This is a genomic window from Bradyrhizobium sp. LB14.3 (assembly GCF_040547985.1).
Lineage (GTDB): Bacteria > Pseudomonadota > Alphaproteobacteria > Rhizobiales > Xanthobacteraceae > Bradyrhizobium.
Genome location: NZ_JBEPQT010000032.1, coordinates 39,889 through 56,212 on the forward strand (window position 1 = coordinate 39,889; position 16,324 = coordinate 56,212).

13 protein-coding genes are annotated in these 16,324 nt (G+C 63.6%); 5 read left to right on the forward strand and 8 right to left on the reverse strand.

Annotated elements, in window-relative coordinates; translation table 11 throughout:
• Nucleotides 1-7: 7 nt before the first annotated feature.
• From ABIB00_RS33795 to ABIB00_RS33825, 7 genes are all read right to left on the reverse strand, one after another.
• A complete protein-coding gene (locus tag ABIB00_RS33795; protein ID WP_354107355.1) occupies nucleotides 8-2,182 on the reverse strand; it encodes a methyl-accepting chemotaxis protein in 2,175 nt (724 codons plus the stop codon).
• A gap of 60 nt (nucleotides 2,183-2,242) precedes the next feature.
• Nucleotides 2,243-2,731: a chemotaxis protein CheW gene (locus ABIB00_RS33800; protein ID WP_354107356.1), complete on the reverse strand. Its 489-nt coding sequence runs from the start codon at nucleotides 2,729-2,731 to the stop codon at nucleotides 2,243-2,245.
• Between the two features lie 64 nt (nucleotides 2,732-2,795).
• A complete protein-coding gene (locus tag ABIB00_RS33805) occupies nucleotides 2,796-4,493 on the reverse strand; it encodes a methyl-accepting chemotaxis protein (RefSeq protein ID WP_354107357.1) in 1,698 nt (565 codons plus the stop codon).
• A 34-nt stretch (nucleotides 4,494-4,527) separates the two neighbouring features.
• Entirely contained in the window at nucleotides 4,528-4,989 is a 462-nt protein-coding gene (locus tag ABIB00_RS33810; RefSeq protein ID WP_247441051.1) for a chemotaxis protein CheW, read from the reverse strand.
• A complete protein-coding gene (locus tag ABIB00_RS33815; RefSeq protein WP_354107358.1) occupies nucleotides 4,989-7,055 on the reverse strand; it encodes a chemotaxis protein CheA in 2,067 nt (688 codons plus the stop codon). The genes ABIB00_RS33810 and ABIB00_RS33815 overlap by 1 nt, the downstream gene beginning before the upstream one ends.
• Nucleotides 7,052-7,417 (reverse strand): response regulator, encoded by a 366-nt coding sequence (locus ABIB00_RS33820; protein WP_008142319.1) that lies wholly within the window; start codon nucleotides 7,415-7,417, stop codon nucleotides 7,052-7,054. Before ABIB00_RS33820 ends, ABIB00_RS33815 begins: the two co-directional genes overlap by 4 nt.
• Nucleotides 7,417-7,740, reverse strand: a complete 324-nt coding sequence (locus ABIB00_RS33825; RefSeq protein ID WP_247441055.1) for an STAS domain-containing protein — start codon at nucleotides 7,738-7,740, stop codon at nucleotides 7,417-7,419. The genes ABIB00_RS33820 and ABIB00_RS33825 overlap by 1 nt, the downstream gene beginning before the upstream one ends.
• A gap of 288 nt (nucleotides 7,741-8,028) precedes the next feature.
• Between ABIB00_RS33825 and ABIB00_RS33830 the strand changes: the two genes are divergently transcribed.
• From ABIB00_RS33830 to ABIB00_RS33850, 5 genes are all read left to right on the forward strand, one after another.
• Nucleotides 8,029-9,168, forward strand: coding sequence for a response regulator (locus ABIB00_RS33830; protein ID WP_354107359.1), 1,140 nt, complete (start codon nucleotides 8,029-8,031; stop codon nucleotides 9,166-9,168).
• Nucleotides 9,169-9,355: 187 nt separating this feature from the next.
• Nucleotides 9,356-10,024: a hypothetical protein gene (locus ABIB00_RS33835; protein WP_354107360.1), complete on the forward strand. Its 669-nt coding sequence runs from the start codon at nucleotides 9,356-9,358 to the stop codon at nucleotides 10,022-10,024.
• An 18-nt stretch (nucleotides 10,025-10,042) separates the two neighbouring features.
• Nucleotides 10,043-12,193 carry a CHASE2 domain-containing protein gene (locus tag ABIB00_RS33840; RefSeq protein ID WP_354107361.1) on the forward strand — a complete coding sequence of 717 codons (2,151 nt, stop codon included), beginning with the start codon at nucleotides 10,043-10,045 and terminating at the stop codon, nucleotides 12,191-12,193.
• A gap of 158 nt (nucleotides 12,194-12,351) precedes the next feature.
• A complete protein-coding gene (gene pncB, locus ABIB00_RS33845) occupies nucleotides 12,352-13,656 on the forward strand; it encodes a nicotinate phosphoribosyltransferase (RefSeq protein WP_354107362.1) in 1,305 nt (434 codons plus the stop codon).
• A 246-nt stretch (nucleotides 13,657-13,902) separates the two neighbouring features.
• Nucleotides 13,903-15,210, forward strand: coding sequence for a GGDEF domain-containing protein (locus ABIB00_RS33850; RefSeq protein WP_354107363.1), 1,308 nt, complete (start codon nucleotides 13,903-13,905; stop codon nucleotides 15,208-15,210).
• Between the two features lie 12 nt (nucleotides 15,211-15,222).
• Here ABIB00_RS33850 and ABIB00_RS33855 read toward each other — a convergent pair whose 3' ends face one another.
• Nucleotides 15,223-15,843 (reverse strand): TetR/AcrR family transcriptional regulator, encoded by a 621-nt coding sequence (locus ABIB00_RS33855; RefSeq protein WP_247347472.1) that lies wholly within the window; start codon nucleotides 15,841-15,843, stop codon nucleotides 15,223-15,225.
• Nucleotides 15,844-16,324: the final 481 nt, after the last annotated feature.

Below are 16,324 nucleotides of genomic sequence, written 5' to 3' on the forward strand. Positions count from 1 at the left end.
ACGGGTCTCAGCGCTGGAAATCTGCGTCCCTATCGTCATCGCCGTGGTTCATGTCGAAGGCGAAGCCGCCGCCGCCGGCCGCCTTCACGGCGCGCGCCGGCTTGGCCTGCGGCTTTTTGGCCGGACGCTCGACGGCCGCCATCGTGGCCGCCTTGGCGCGCAGCTGGTTGACTGCCCGTTCGATCGGTGCCGGCGCGTGGCCCTTTCCGCCTTGCTCGATACGGAAATAAGCGATGGTGGACTGAAGCTGCTCGGCCTGCGAGGCGAGTTCTTCGGAGGTCGAGGACACCTGCTCGGACGCGCTGGCGTTCTGCTGGCCGACCTTGTCGAGCTGCTGGATCGCCTGGTTGATCTGGGCCGAACCGACGTCCTGCTCGCGGCAGGCGGCGGTGATCTCCTCGACGAGCTCTGCCGTCCTCTTGATGTCAGGCACGAGCTTGGAAAGCATATTGCCGGCTTCCTGCGCCACCTTGACGGTTTCGGTCGACAGCGTGCCGATCTCGGCCGCGGCCGCCTGGCTGCGCTCGGCGAGCTTGCGCACTTCGGATGCGACCACCGCGAAGCCCTTGCCATGCTCGCCGGCGCGCGCGGCCTCGACTGCCGCGTTGAGCGCGAGCAGATCGGTCTGGCGTGCAATCTCCTGCACGATCGTGATTTTTTCGGCGATGGTCTGCATCGCGTTGACGGCGCGACCGACCGCGGCGCCGCTGGCTTCCGCGTCCTTGGCCGACTGCGCGGCGATCTTCTCGGTCTGGTTGGCATTGTCGGCGTTCTGCTTCACGTTCGACGCCATCTCTTCCATCGAGGAGGAAGCTTCCTCGGCGGACGAAGCCTGCTCGGTCGCGCCCTGCGAGAGCTGCTCGGCGCTCGCGGAGAGCTCCTGGCTGCCGGCGGAAACGTTCCGCGCGGCGGTCAGGGCCTCGGACACGATCTGCCGGAGCTTTTCCACCATGCGCTCGAGCGCGAGACCGAGCGTGTCCTTGTCCGACAGAGCTTTGGCTTCGACGGTGAGATTGCCCTGTGCGATCTCGCTAGCCACCGCGGCGGTTGCGCTCAGATTCGTCGTCATCGCATTGAGAGCCGATACAAGGTCGCCGACCTCGTCGTTGCTCGACACTGAAATCTTCTGACTGAGGTCGCCGACCGCCACCGCCTTGGCGAGATCGACCGCCCGGCCGAGTCCACGGCTGATGTTGAGGGCGATCCAGGTCGCGGAAGCCACCGCGATCAGGAGAGCACCAATGATCATGCTGATCAACAACGTCTTGGCGAGGGCTGCCTCCCTGGCGCCCTCCTCCACGACCTCCGCCATCTGCTTCTCGTTCAGCTTGGCGTACTGCTCGATTGCGCCCAGCGTCTCATTGAAGACCTTGCGGCCTTCGCCGTTTGCGACGGCCGCCGCCTTCATGTTCCCAGCTTCGAGGGCCAGGCGCGTGACGTTATCGACGACCTTCGCGAGGCGCTCCGACTGCGCATTGATTCCCGCTGCTGCGCCGGCCTGGCCCGCCTGCGCCGCCGCTGCCTTGACGTCATTTAACCGTTGCGTGGCCTCCTTGACGTCCACCTCGAGTTCCTGCGTGCTTGTGGCGGAATAAGCCGTCACGATGGCGCGGGACAGACGCGCAATGTCCGCATGGGCGGTCAACATCGCCGTGACCACCCGCTGGTTTTCGGATGCACCCTTGCTCAGCTCGGCGACAGCGGCGTCGAACATCAGGTCGAGATCCTTGGCCGCGGCCTGACCCTCGTTCTTCCAGAGTTCGGCAGCCTTGTTGTTCGAGTTGAGCAGCGCGAACTTTCCGGTCTGATCCTCGAACTCATTCATGCGCTTCATGGGCCCGGAAGCCTGGTCGAGCATGCGTTTGCCGTTGTCGCTCGCCTGCCCATGCAGGTCGTTGTAGAGCTTGAGCGTCTTCTCGCGACGCACCAGCATTGCATTGTGATTGTCCTGGGTTTCCTTGTCCGACACCGCCTGGATCATCCGGGTCTCGGCGCGTTGCTGCCCCTGGATCGCGTCCATCACATCCGCCGCGAGCTTGGTACGGGTGGCCTGGCCGACGATCCGCTCCTGCTGGGCGGTCAAGCTGGAGAGACTGTTATAGGCGACACCTCCCGTGATCATCGAGAGAAGAATGACCGCGCCGAATGCCGAGGCCAGCTTAGCTTTTACCGTGAATCTCATTTCAGTCTCGTCGGTTCGAATTGGGGTGCTTACGCCTGATCACGCTTTACTCTTGCAAACTCATGCGGCGCGGGGTGATTCCGCGACCACGCTATGTCCTTCCGAGATCTCGTCGTTCGCCATCAGCTTGGCGAGATCGAAGATCATGACGAATTTTTCTCCCTTGCGGCCGATGCCGGCAGCATAGTTGGACTGCCATTTGCCACCGACCTGGGGGATCGGCTCGATCCCCTGCTCGTCGATGTCGGTAACCTCGAACACGCAATCGGCAACGAAACCGACGCCGACCAGACGATCCTTCATCGGCACATCGAGGATGATGATGCGGGTCGCCTCGGTCGCCTCCGCGGCCGGCAGGCCGAGCTTGGAGCGGAGGTCGACGATCGGATAGCCGCTGCCGCGCACGTCGATCATGCCGAGCAGGAAGTTCGGCGCGTGCGGCAGGCGCGAGATCGGCCGCATGTCAAGGATTTCACGGACATTGCGGATGCTGATGCCGAACGTCTCGCCGGCGAGCCCGAGCGTCAGATATTGCGAGGTTGCGGCCATGATGCAGTCCAGGAATTCCAGGTTTACGAATGAGCACGGTCCGGCACGAGGCCGGACCGATCGATCAGCGTTGGAAATCGGCGTCGCGGTCGTCTTCGCCGTCATGCATGTCGAAGGCGAAGCCGCCGCCGTTCGCCGCCTTCAACGCACGGGCCGGCTTCCGGACCGGAGCGGGCTTCTTCGGGCCACGATCGGCCGCCGCCATGGTTGCGGCCTTGGCACGCAGCTGGCCCACTGCGCGGTCGATCGGCGCGGGCGCGGCTCTTTCATTGCGAATGGCATGATCGATCCGGAAGAAGGAGATCGTCGACTGAAGCTGCTCGGCCTGCGAGGCGAGCTCTTCCGATGTGGACGAGACCTGCTCGGAGGCGCTGGCGTTCTGCTGGCCGACTTTGTCGAGCTGCTGGATCGCCTGGTTGATCTGGGCCGAACCGACGTCCTGCTCGCGGCAGGCGGCGGTGATCTCCTGCACCAGCTCGGCAGTCTTCTTGATGTCGGGGACGAGCTTCGACAGCATGCCGCCGGCTTCCTGGGCAACTTTCACGCTTTCTGTCGACAGCGTACCGATCTCCGCGGCCGCGGCCTGACTGCGCTCGGCCAGCTTGCGCACCTCGGATGCAACCACCGCGAAGCCCTTGCCATGCTCGCCGGCGCGCGCGGCCTCGACTGCCGCGTTGAGAGCCAGCAGATCCGTCTGCCGCGCGATTTCCTGCACGATGGTGATCTTCTCGGCGATGGTCTGCATCGCATTGACGGCACGGCCCACCGCGACGCCACTGGCTTCGGCATCCTTGGCCGACTGCGCGGCGATCTTCTCGGTCTGGTTGGCGTTGTCGGCGTTCTGCTTCACGTTCGAGGCCATCTCCTCCATCGAGGACGAAGCTTCCTCGGCGGACGAGGCTTGCTCGGTCGCGCCTTGAGAAAGCTGCTCGGCGCTGGCGGAGAGCTCCTGACTGCCGGCGGAAACGTTCCGCGCGGCCGTGAGCGCCTCGGCGACGATCTGCCGGAGCTTCTCGACCATCACGTTCAGCGACTTCATGAGATCGCCGATCTCGTCATTGCTGGCGGAAGGAATGGTCTGATTGAGATCACCGTCAGCCACGGCACCTGCGAGGCTGACCGCGCGGCCGAGCGAACGGCTGATTGAGATCGAAATCCAGAGGGCCGCGCCGATCGCAACGATCAACGAGATACCGAGGAGCATCATCAGCAGGAACTGCGCCTGGTGTCCCTCTTCCTTCGACTGAACGGCCTGCTCAGTCATTTGTTTTTTGGTGTTCTCGACATAGGCGCCCATAGACTCGAGCGCTTCGTTCACAATCTTGCGGCCGTCGTTGCTCGAGCGTTCGGTCGCCTTGGCCTTGTCGGTCTTCGCGATCCGGATCGTTTCTTCCTGATAAGCATTCATCTTGGCGTAGGACACGTCAAAGCCGTCGAGCAACTTCCTGCCGGCCTGGCTCGCCAACGCGTAGACTTCGTCCTTGGTCTTCAGGGCTGACTCGCGACGCTTGGCAGCGTCGGTCGCAGCCTGCTCGACTTCGCTCTCGTTGCCAATGATGGCGTTCTTTTCCGCGCGAAGCTGGATGAGAATGTCCTTCTCGACTTCAGTCGCCCTTTCCATGCGCTTGGCACGGAGGACCATGCTGTCCGCGGTCGCCATCATGTCGCCGAGCTTCATGTAAGCCACACCGCCCGCAACCCCGGACAGAACGATGATCACGCCGAATGCACTGGCAAGCTTTGCCTTGACGGTAAATCTCATTTCCAGCCCCTACCCCAGTCTCGCCCGAGACTTCTCAATTCAGAATGCGTTCCATGTTCGGAACGATGACGAACTCTTCACGCCATTTGGCGATGAAGCGAATGAACTCCGGCTTCCAGTGCATGCCGACGCGCGGTGTCTGCTGCACGTCGGTCTGCGAAATCTCCGTGACCTCGTAGACCTTGTCGGCGGTGACGCCGACCAGCACCGGCTCGCCATCTAGCTCCAGCTCGATCACGACGATGCGCGTGTCGGCCGAATCCTCCGGCTGCGGCATGCCGAAGCGGATGCGCAGGTCCGCCAGTGGGATGACGTTGCCGCGAACATTGATCACGCTGGGAACGAAGGCCCTCGCGCCTGCCACCTTGGTCACGGGCACGGGATCGATGATCTCGCGCACGAGGCCTGCGTCGAGCGCGAACTTTTCTTCGCCGAGACCGATCATCACAACCTGCATCGCGTCGACCTGATGTTCGCCCGTATGCGTCTCGTTCATCACGCCGCCTCGCTGATATGCTTCTCGACCTTCGACTGCGCCAGCGCGACGAGCTGCGCGACGTCGAGGATCAGCGCCGCCGTACCGTCACCCAAGATCGTCGCGCCCGAGAAGATCGTGACGTCGGAATGCAGCTTGGAGAGCGATTTGATCACGGTCTGGTGGTTGCCGATGATCTGGTCCGCGACAAGACCGACGTGAGTCTCGCCGGTCGAGATGATGATCGTCTTCTGGTGCCGATCGGGCATGCCCGAGGCGGTCATGATCTCGCGCAGCCTGAGGAAGGGCACGAGATTGCCGCGCACATTGAGGAAGTCGCGGCCGCGTGAACGCTCGTCCTCGGCCGTCAGCTCGATGCATTCCTCAACCGCCGACAGCGGAATGATGTAGCGGCCTTCGCCGACGCGGATCAAAAGACCTTCGATGATCGCAAGCGTCAGCGGCAGGCGCAGCGTCACGGTGGTGCCTTGGCCCGGCCTGGTGGACAAATCGATCGTGCCGCGCATGTTCTCGATGGTGCGCTTGACCACGTCCATGCCGACACCGCGGCCGGACAGCGCCGAGATGGTCTGCGCGGTCGAAAAGCCTGGATGGAACAGGAACTGATGGATTTCGTGATCGGTCAGCACAGCGCCGGAAGCGATCAGCCCCTGCTCTTCCGCTTTCGCACGGATGCGCGCGGTGTTGAGGCCGCCGCCATTGTCCTTCACGGTGACGAGCACCTGCGCGCCGGAATGAACGGCGGCGAGCTCGATCCGGCCCTGCTCGGTCTTGCCGTTGGCCGAGCGGGTGACTGTGTCCTCGATGCCGTGATCGATGGCGTTGCGGATCAAATGCACCAAGGGATCGGCAAGGCACTCGATCATGGTCTTGTCGAGCTCGGTATCCTCGCCCGTGGTGACGAACTCGACTGGCTTTGAGAGATCGCGCGACAGGTCATGGATCAGACGGCGGAAGCGGCCAAACAGCGAACCGATCGGCACCATGCGCGCGCCCATCGTGGTGTCGCGCAAGGAAGAGGCAAGGCGTTCGATTTCCTCAGCGATCATCTTGATCGAGAGGTCCGAGCCGGAAGCGGCGAGCTGGGTCAACCGTGCCTGGGCGATGACGAGCTCGCCAACCCGGTCCATCAGTTCGTCGAGACGCTCGGCCTGAACGCGGACGGTGGCGATGCCGCGATCGTCGCGCTTGGCCTCGGACTTCGGCTCCGGCTTCGATTCAGATTTGGGTTCCGTCGTTGCGGCGGGCGGCGCGGCGACGGGCGCAGCAGCCTCGACCACCGGCGCAGGCATTTCGGCCACCTCTGCAGGCTCCTCCTCGAGCAGCTGGAACAGCGGCATCGGCGCGGGCGCCTCGACTTGCTCCAGCGGCGAGAGCGTCAGCTTCATCTCGTCCGAGACGAACATGAAGACGTCGTCGATCGCGTCCTTGTCGCAGGCCGCGTGCAGCTTGACGTCCCACTTCAGGTAGCAATCTTCGGGCTCCATCTCGTCGAGGAACGGAATGCCGTCGGTCACAGGCACGACGAAGCAGGGGCCGAGCTTGCAGAGGTCTTCCAGCAGGTCGAGTGGATTGGAGCCGTTGCGCAGGACGTGGGATTCGAATTCCAGATAGAGATGCCAGCCTGCCTGCTTGCTCTCGGCTGGTGCCAGCGGCGCCTCGATGATCTCAGCGGCCGCAGTGGCAGCCTGGTCGGGAAACACGTAGCGCTCGAGATCGTCGAGAATGGCTTCGCCGATGACGTCGTCGGTCGACTGCGGGTCCTCGATCAGCGCGCGGATGTAGTCCTTGGCGGCGAGCGCGACCGAGATCAGGTCTTGCGTCGGCTTGATCTCGCCTTTGCGGACGCGGTCGAACGCGGTCTCGAATTCGTGGGTGAAGGAGGCGACCTTGTCGAAGCCGAACATGGCGCCCGAACCCTTGATCGTATGCAGGGCGCGGAAGGCGGAATCGACCAGCTCGCGATCGTCAGGACGCAGGCCGAGATCGAGCAGGGCCCCCTCAAGAACTTCGAACAGCTCGCTGGCTTCCTGACGAAAGACCTCGGTCGGGTCCATCGCGCTCATGCACGCACCAGCTTGCCGACGACGGCGAGCAACTGCTCGGGCTTGAAGGGCTTGGTGATCCAGCCGGTGGCGCCGGCGCTCTTGGCTTCCTGCTTCACCGTGTCGTTGGATTCGGTCGTCAGGAACACGATAGGCATGCCGACCGCGCTCGGAAGCTTGCGGAGCGCCCGGATCAGCTCCAACCCGTTCATGACGGGCATATTGAGGTCGGTGATGACGAGGTCGAGCTTGCCGGCCTGGGCCTTGGCGAGCCCTTGCGCGCCGTCGCCGGCCTCGATCACGTTATGACCGGCCGGCTCGAGCACGACCTTGATCATCTGCCGGATGCTGGGGGAATCGTCGACCGTGAGAATCGTGGCCATTAGGCGCCATCTTTCTTTTGCGGGAAGTGCTGATCGATCATCGCGTCGCTGGCGAAGCCGGCGCGACGAAGGGTGTTGCGCAGAGACTGGGAGAAGGAGGTCAGGACCACAGGCCGGCCCTGGGCCTCACCGGTCTTGGCGGTGGACAGCAGAAGCTGGATCGAGGTCACATCGGCCTTGTCGACGCTCGAACAGTCGATCTCGAGCCGCTCCTGGCGGCCGAACGCCTCGCGAATGAGGTCATAGACGTTGCGGATCCCAGCGATGCTGCAATCAGCTGGCAGCCGAAGGGACCATTTCGGCTCGGTGACATCAGACGACATTCGTCCCCCAAATTTCCTCAGGATTCGCCGCACGCATGGCGAGAATCCCGCGCGACAACTATTCGCAACGGAGAGTATTCAAACTCCTAATGAGGGTGTCCGTACAACTACGGGTCACAATCCGAAGAACTTCGCGTATGCATGCAGACGTGCATGGCGCGGCCAAATCTCATGCGTCCCGCGCAGTCTCAAGGCAGTTCGTCGCCGTCCTGGCGTTTGCTTCACGTTAAATCGCAGAGCCTATGTGTAGAAGTCACGCCCCGCCATCCGCACGAGCCCCGGCCGCCGATGCTGACCCAAGCGCTCCTGGTTGATGACAGCCGCTCCGTCCTCAACTTCCTGAAACATCACATCGAGGCCGAAGGTCTGGTCGAGGCCACCACCTTCCTCGATCCCGTGGACGCGCTGGTTTGCGCGCGGGAGCGCGTCTTCGACCTCGTGCTGGTCGACTACGAGATGCCGCATATGGACGGCATCAGCTTCATCCGCACCTTCCGCACCCTGCCCGGCTGCTCCGACATCCCGATCGCGATGATCACTTCGCGACAGACCGATGACATCAAGATGGAAGCGCTGCAGGCCGGCGCAACCGATTTCCTGCCCAAGCAGCCGCAGAGCGTCGAAATGACGGTGCGCCTGCGGAATTTGATTCAGCTTGGTGCAGCCGGACGCAAGCTCAGCGATCGTGCCGCGCATCTGGCCAGCGAAGTCGCGGCGGCAACACGAAAGCTCGGCGAGCGCGAGGAGGAGATCATCCTGCGGCTCGCGCTTGCAGTCGAGTACCGCGACAACGACACCGGCGAGCACACGTTGCGGGTCGCCCGCTACAGCCGCATCATCGCCGAGCAGCTCGGCCTGCCCGCCCGGCTCTGCCGCGACATTTATCTGGCCGCGCCGCTGCACGATGTCGGCCAGGTCGCCATTCCCGACAACATCCTGCTCAAGCCCGGCAAGCTGACCGACCAGGAGATGGCGGTGATCCGCACCCACGCGACGATCGGCGAGAAAATCCTGGCCGACTCCAGCTGCGAGCTGATCCAGCTCGGTGCGCAAATTGCCGCAGGTCATCATGAGCGCTGGGACGGCGCGGGCTATCCGAACGGCCTCAGGGCCGACGAGATTCCCGTCGCCGCGCGCGTGGTCGCGGTCGCCGACGTCTTCGACGCCCTGACGACGCGGCGGCCATATAAAGACCCGATGCCGCTGGACGTGGCGCGCAACTATCTGGTCGAGAACCAGGGCCGGCAGTTCGACCCGGCCTGTGTCGAGGCCTTCCTGTCGCGCTGGGACGAGGTCGTGGAGATCGCCGCCGGTCAGCAGACGACGCCGTATCAGAAGACCGAGGCCACGCTGGCTCCCATTATAGAGGCTGCGGCGGAGAGCCATCCGGTCGAGGACCGTTCACTTGAGGCGGTCCCGGCCGCCTGACATTATCCATCCGGCCGACAGCTTGCCTGGGCTCTGCTTTCTCCGGTCGCCGGTTTGAACCGGTTCCTGCTAAAGTGGCACCAATATCTAAGAGTGATTCTGGTCACACTTGCCTGGGCGCTGCGCTGCTAAGCATCGGCCCAGGATGGGACCGGTCATCCATCGGTCGAAGCGAATGAGAATTCCCATGAAAAGCCTCATCGGCGCATTTGTCGGCGCGTTCTGTCTTGCCACCCCCGCCCTGGCGGAGACCCCCGCCGCCATCGTCGAGGACGTGCAAGGCAAGGTCGATGGCATCGCGTTCATGGACTATGTCGCGCCAGGCAAGATCATCAAGCTCGGGCCGAAGGCGAGCATTACGCTCAGCTATCTCAAATCCTGCCAGCGCGAGACCATCAGCGAAGGCGTCGTCCTGGTCGGCGCCGAGCAGAGCACCGTGCAGCTCGGCGAGGTCAAGCGGGAAAAAGTACCCTGCGATACCAATGCGGCCAAACTGTCCGAGCGCGAGGCGAACCAAAGTGCGGCTACGACCTTCCGCACCATGCGCTCGGACGCCAAGGGCGCGCCGGCCAAGCTGCCGACGCTCTACGGCGTCGCGCCGCTGGTGCAGGCCAAGAGCGGCAGCACGCTGGTGATCGAACGCACCGACGGCAAGGAGCCCACGATCAGCATCCCGCTGAGGAATGACAACATGATCGGCGGCAAATTCTACGACTTCGCCAAGGCCGGAAAGTCGCTGACCCCGGGCGGCAGCTATCTGGCCATTCTCGGCGCCAAGCGCTACGCCTTCCAGGTCGATGCCGGCGCCACGTCGTCGTCGACGCCGATCGTCGGCCGCCTGCTGCGGCTCGAATAGGCAGCTAGCGACGGGGCGATGCGGCGGATCGGCAGGCGGGACATCGTTGCAGCGATTCTGATCGCGCTCGTTGCGGGTGCGGTCTTCACGTCCCCGCCGCTTGGTACGCTGCAAGGCCTTTCACTCGACATCCTCACGGCGCTGCGCGGCAAGCTCGTCGGCGACCACCGCGATCCCGCGACATCGCCGGTCGTCGTCGTGGCGATCGACGGTGAGACCTACGACACGCCGCCGTTCAAGGGCTCGCCGACGCAGACCTGGACGCGCGAGATCGGCCGGGTGCTTGGGAGCATCTCCGACGGCGGCGCCAAGGTGATCGGCTTCGACGTGATCTTTCCAAGCTCGATCGAGCAATCGCAAATCCCGTTTGGCGATGCGCCGCTCGGCACGCGCATGAGGGGGTTTGACCGGGACTACCTGATCGCGCTGCGGCAACTCTCCGACAACGGAAAACTGGTGCTCGGCGAGATCCTGAGCAACGACCATCAGGAAAGGCCCGACCGCGCGCAGCAACTGGCGGTGAGAAACAATATCCGCGCCCTCAACGTCCACACCGACACCGACGACGTGATCCGGCGGATGCCGCTGAGCTTTTCTATCGACAGCAAGCCGGTCCCCACGATGGCGGTCGAGCTCGCCGCGCGCGCGCTCGGCGGAAAGCCCGGGATTGCACCGTCCGGTACGACCGAATTGTCCGGTTATGCAATTCCGACCGCCGTGCCGAATGCACTGACGCTCAATTTTCGCGGGCTGGGCCGTGACGTTCCGACCTTCTCCTTTGCCGATCTGCGCGCCTGCGTCGAAAAAGGCGACCGCGATTTCTTCCGCCGCGCCTTCGACGGCAAGGTCGTGCTGCTTGGCACCGCCCTGAATTTCGAGGACCGCAAGCTCACCTCGATGCGACTGTCCGGCGGATATGACGGAACGCCCGGGCCACGATGCGCCCTGCCCGCCCCGGCAAGCACCGCACAAAAGGCCCGCAGCGACGTCGCCGGTGTCTTCGTGCATGCCACCGCCGCCCGCAATCTGATCGAGCACGATGCCGTGACAGAACTGGGCTTTCCCGCGCGGACCATTCTCACGATCGCCTTCGCAGCGATCATCGCCTGCGCGGCCTGCGTGCTTGCACCGGGTGGCGCCGTGATCGCCTGGATCATTCTCACCGCCGCTTATGCCGCCGTGACCGTCGGCGCGTTCGTTCACGCGCTGGCGCTGCCCTTGACGGAGCCAGCACTCGCGAGCCTTGCCGCGCTCGCGATGATGGTCGGCTACCGTTTCGTGCTGGCCGATCGTGACGAGCGTTTCCTGCGCAAGAGCTTTGCGTTCTATCTCGCCCCTGAAGTGATCGACACCATGGTGACCTCCGGCAAGATGCCGGCACTCGGCGGCGAGATGCGCAACGTCACCATGTTCTTCTCCGACCTCAGCGGCTTCTCCTCCATCGCCGAGACGATGACGCCGGGCGAGCTGGTGACGCTGATGAACGAATATCTCTCCGCCATGACCGACATCATCGAAAGCCACCGCGGCTATGTCGACAAATATATCGGCGATTCCATCGTCGCGATGTTCGGTGCGCCAGCCGACGATCCCGCGCACGCGCGCAACGCCGTCCACGCCGCGCTGAAATGCCACGAAAAGCTGGCAGAGCTCAACGCCTGCAGTGCCGCCTTCGCCGGCCGCGGCCTGTCGCATCGCATCGGGCTCAACAGTGGTGAAGCCGTGGTCGGCAATATCGGCTCCCGCCGCCGCTTCAACTACACTGTGATGAGCGACACCGTGAACGTCGCCTCGCGACTCGAAGGCGCCAACAAATATTACGGCACCGCGATCATGGTCTCGGAAGCGACGGTCACGCAGACCGGCGACAGCTTCGCCTGGCGCGAGCTCGATGCGATCAGGGTGTTAGGGCGCGGTGAGGCGATCAAGGTATTCGAGCCGCTGGCCGATAAGGGCGCGGAGAGCGTCGATCAGACTAAGGCGGCGACGGCGTATGCGGAAGGGCTCGCGTGTTGGCGGGTGCGCGACTTTGCGAAGGCAGTCGAGGCGTTCGAGGACGCGGCAGCGAGCGATCTGGCATCAGCGCTGTTCGCGAAACGCGCCAGAAGGCTCGCGGCAAATCCACCGCCGAACGAGTGGACGCCGGTCAATACGTTAGAAGGGAAGTAGCGGCGTCAGCCAAAGGCACCGGCGCTACTGCGCTGGACCAGGGACTATTTCCCCCGGCTTGACCCGCCCTGCGGCTGCCCCGCGACCGGTGCGGGGCGGTGGCCTGCCCCTCCCCAAATCCACTGGTTGCGTCGCCGCAGCCACGCTAGAATTCCCCCATGACAGTGACCGACATTGCGAGCCGGACCTACAATCACAGCTGGCGGCTGGATCCCATCATCCGCAGCCTGCTCGATACCGACTTCTACAAGCTGTTGATGTTACAAATGATTCGGGAATCTTACCCGAATCAGAAGGTAACATTCTCGGTCATCAACCGTTCGCGCCATGTCCGGCTCGCCGAGATCATCGACGAGGGCGAGCTGCGCGCCCAGCTCGACCACGCCCGCACCATCCGCTTCACCAAGAAAGAGCTGATCTGGCTTGCCGGTAACACCTTCTACGGCAAGACCCACATGTTCTCGGCGGACTTCATCCGCTGGCTCGCCGAATTCCGGCTGCCCGAATACGAGCTGCGCAAGGTCGAAGGCCAGTACGAGCTGCACTTCCACGGGCCGTGGAGCCACACCACGATGTGGGAGATTCCGGCGCTCGCCATCCTCAACGAATTGCGCTCGCGCGCGGCGATGAAGGGCCGCGGGCGCTTCGAGCTCGACGTGCTCTATGCCCGCGCCAAGGCCAAGCTGTGGACCAAGGTGGAGCGGCTGCGCAAGCTGGAGAACCTCCGTCTCTCCGATTTCGGCACCCGCCGCCGCCACGGATTCCTCTGGCAGCGCTGGTGCGTGGAGGCGGTGAAGGAAGGCCTGGGCCCGTCCTTCATCGGCACATCCAACGTGCTGCTCGCGATGGACAATGATCTCGAAGCCATCGGCACCAACGCCCATGAGCTGCCGATGGTCGCCGCCGCGCTCGCCAAGGACGACGAGGAATTGCGCTGGGCGCCCTACCGCATCCTGGACCAATGGCGCCAGACCTATGGCGGCAACCTCCTGATCGCGCTGCCCGACGCTTTCGGCACCAAGGCCTTCCTGCGCGATGCGCCGGAATGGGTCGCCGACTGGACCGGCTTCCGCCCCGACAGCGCGCCGCCGATCCAGGCCGGCGAGGAGATCATGAAATGGTGGGAGTCAAAGGGCCGCAATCCCAGGGACAAGCTGCTCGTGTTTTCCGACGCCATGGACGTCGGCTCGATCGAGGAGACCTATCACCACTTCGGCGGCCGCGTGCGGCTCTCCTTCGGCTGGGGCACCAACCTCACCAATGATTTCGTCGGCTGCCCGCCGGACGGCTCGTTCAATCTCGATCCGATCTCGATCGTCTGCAAGGTGTCGTCGGTCGACGGCCGCCCGGCGGTCAAGCTCTCCGACAACCCCGAGAAGGCGACCGGCCTGCCCTCGGAGATCGAGCGTTACCTGCGCGTTTTCGGCGACGCCGGTCGGGTGCGCAAGCCGGTGCTGGTTTAGCGCCAGAGCAAACTCTCTCGATCGAGTAAACCGCGCAAGTCGAATGCAAGACATCGGCTCGTCGATGCCGCGTCAGTTCCGGTTCGACGGCATTTGCAACGATCTGCGAACATCCGTTTCACAACGTCTTCACTCTGCGACGCAGTCTCCCGGCATTTTCAAGTCGAGTTTAGAACCCCTCACGCGTAATCCGCGTTATGAGCGGATCACTCCGCTGGGGTCGTCGAGTGACTTGGGGAACGCAAAGTGTTTCGCAGAACAACGACGTCGACGAAGGGACGCAGTTTCCTTCACGTCATCAAGCTCGTCTCGCCTTTCGTCATGGTCGTCGTGCTGCAGGCGGCGATCGCCGGATTCAGCCTGGAGGTCATGTCCTCGGTCCGCGCTTACGTCGCGGGCGAGGCGATGTGGTCGCGCTCGCAGAAAAACGCCGTCTATTTCCTCAATCTCTATCTGCATTCGGGAGATGCCAGCCAGTTCGCGCAATACCAGACCTCGCTGGCTGTTCCCATCGGCGACGAGTTCGCACGCTGGGCGCTCGAGCGCGATCCGGTCGACGTCGAGGTCGCCCGCATCGGCTTTCTGCAAGGCGACAACGATCCCGATGACGTGCCGGGATTGATCTGGCTGTTCCGCTACTTCAAACAGGTCAGCTTTCTCAAGGAAGCGATCCGCGAGTGGGCCGCCACCGACCCCATGCTGCTGGAGCTGAACGTGTTCGGCGAGGTCATCCGGTCAGAACTGGAGAACGGGCCCGTTCAGGACGGCAACCGCCTGCAATTATTGTCGTCGCGGCTCTCGGAGCTCAACGCTCAGTTCACGGTGCACGCCAACCGGTTCTCCACCGTCCTCGGCGAAGGCTCCCGCGCCATCAAGATGACGCTGGCTTGCGTCAATATCGTCACCGCCTTGACGTTGATCCTGCTCCTGATCTGGCACACGCGGCGATTGGTGCTGCAACGACAGGCGTTCGAGGATGCCTTGCATGCCGAGAAGGAGCGCCTGGCCTGGCAGGCATCACACGACTGGCTGACCGGCTTGTCCAACCGCCGCGCCTTCGAGGCGCGCCTGCAAAGCGAGCTCGACAACATCGCGACAGGTTCGCTCGGCCTGATCCTGCTCGACCTCGACCAGTTCAAGAACGTCAACGACAGCTGCGGCCATCTCGCGGGCGACCGCCTGCTCTGCCAGGTCGCACAACTGTTGCAGCAGGAACGGCGGCCGCACGATCTGGTGGCGCGGCTCGGCGGCGATGAATTCGGCCTGATCTTGCCGCAATGCTCGCCTTCGGGCGCCATCGATATCGCCGAACGGCTGCGACGATCGCTCGAATTGTTCAGCTTCACCTGGGACGATCGTTGCTTCGCGGTAACCGCCAGCATCGGCGTGACCTGTATTGCCGATCGCTGCACCACGCTCGAAGGCGCGATGCGGCACGCGGATGCGGCCTGCTACCGCGCCAAGGAGAAGGGACGCAACCGGGTTCAGGTCGACAGCGTGCGGCCGGACGTCGTCCTCGTAGCCTCGCGACAACGCGAAGCTGCGCGCGCGTGACGACGGCGCCCGTCAGCGTACGGGCAAAATCCCGAGACCGGCGAGATGTGCGTCGAGGAACTGTTCGACCTGCTGGCGCAGCATCTGCGGCGGCACGGCCACCATGCGCTCTTCCAGGCCAAGCGAGATGATCCCGTGCACGGCGGAAAACAGGGTGCGTGACAGCAACGCGATCTGCACGTCGTCTGCATTCGGAAGCAGCCGCACCAGAGGTGGATGCATCAGCGCGAACGCGTCCATCACCAGCTGAAGGATGTCATCGGGGTAAGGACGATCGTCTTCCATCCGATGCTCGAACAGCGCGCGCAGCAGGTTGGCGTGCTCCGCGAAGAACTCGAGATAGGTCGCGGCAAGCCCATAGAGCTGGCGAACGGGATCCGCGGCCGGAACTCCGCCAAGTCGCACGGTCAGCGCCTGAACGGTCTCCCGATTCACGGTCAAAATGACCCCGTCGAAGTCGCCGAACTCGTTATAGACGCTTCCGATTGAGCAGCCAGCGGCTTCGGCAACATCCCGAACCTTTAGCGATCTCAAACCCTTAGTCGCAATAATACGACGGGCGATCTCCAGGATCTGAAACCGTCGGCGACTTTTTTTTTGGTCTCGTAGCGATTCTTCTTGAACATTGTTCATTTTCAGGATACTCATTTGAACAATGTTCACACTATCTCGGAGACCTGCAAAATGCAAACCCTCGCCGTTGATATCGCCTCCACCTTCATCGATGACGCCACCGCTCTCGTTGCCGGAATTGGCCGGGCGCTCCTGCGGTTCGCGATGGCGCCGATCGATCGCATCGCAAATGCCTGCGACATCGCCGGCGTCCTGACCGAGCGCCGCGCAACCTTCCGGATGTGGCGCGCCAACCGCGCCCGTGCCCGTGATGAGGGCCGGCGCTTCAGCCTGCTCGGCCGCTTCTCGCCCTTTCGCCGTCTCGCCCACCTCACCTGAGGCGGGCGCAGCCGGCACGCCTCCCTGCCGGAGCTTGATAGGGCCGCGACCAAAACCATTTGCGAACCAAACGTCGCCACGCGGAGACCAACAGGATCGGAAGGCCAAGGCGCAGCGCAGGCCGGGACGATCGTCGTCAACCCGCAATTGCCCGTCGCGTCTC

Excerpts from the sequence above, each read along its gene's own strand:
- ABIB00_RS33795 (WP_354107355.1), bottom strand. The coding sequence starts at position 2,182 with ATGAGATTCACGGTAAAAGCTAAGCTGGCCTCGGCATTCGGCGCGGTC.
- ABIB00_RS33800 (WP_354107356.1), bottom strand. The coding sequence starts at position 2,731 with ATGGCCGCAACCTCGCAATATCTGACGCTCGGGCTCGCCGGCGAGACG.
- ABIB00_RS33805 (WP_354107357.1), bottom strand. The coding sequence starts at position 4,493 with ATGAGATTTACCGTCAAGGCAAAGCTTGCCAGTGCATTCGGCGTGATC.
- ABIB00_RS33810 (WP_247441051.1), bottom strand. The coding sequence starts at position 4,989 with ATGAACGAGACGCATACGGGCGAACATCAGGTCGACGCGATGCAGGTT.
- ABIB00_RS33815 (WP_354107358.1), bottom strand. The coding sequence starts at position 7,055 with ATGAGCGCGATGGACCCGACCGAGGTCTTTCGTCAGGAAGCCAGCGAG.
- ABIB00_RS33820 (WP_008142319.1), bottom strand. The coding sequence starts at position 7,417 with ATGGCCACGATTCTCACGGTCGACGATTCCCCCAGCATCCGGCAGATG.
- ABIB00_RS33825 (WP_247441055.1), bottom strand. The coding sequence starts at position 7,740 with ATGTCGTCTGATGTCACCGAGCCGAAATGGTCCCTTCGGCTGCCAGCT.
- ABIB00_RS33830 (WP_354107359.1), top strand. The coding sequence starts at position 8,029 with ATGCTGACCCAAGCGCTCCTGGTTGATGACAGCCGCTCCGTCCTCAAC.
- ABIB00_RS33835 (WP_354107360.1), top strand. The coding sequence starts at position 9,356 with ATGAAAAGCCTCATCGGCGCATTTGTCGGCGCGTTCTGTCTTGCCACC.
- ABIB00_RS33840 (WP_354107361.1), top strand. The coding sequence starts at position 10,043 with ATGCGGCGGATCGGCAGGCGGGACATCGTTGCAGCGATTCTGATCGCG.
- pncB (WP_354107362.1), top strand. The coding sequence starts at position 12,352 with ATGACAGTGACCGACATTGCGAGCCGGACCTACAATCACAGCTGGCGG.
- ABIB00_RS33855 (WP_247347472.1), bottom strand. The coding sequence starts at position 15,843 with ATGAACAATGTTCAAGAAGAATCGCTACGAGACCAAAAAAAAAGTCGC.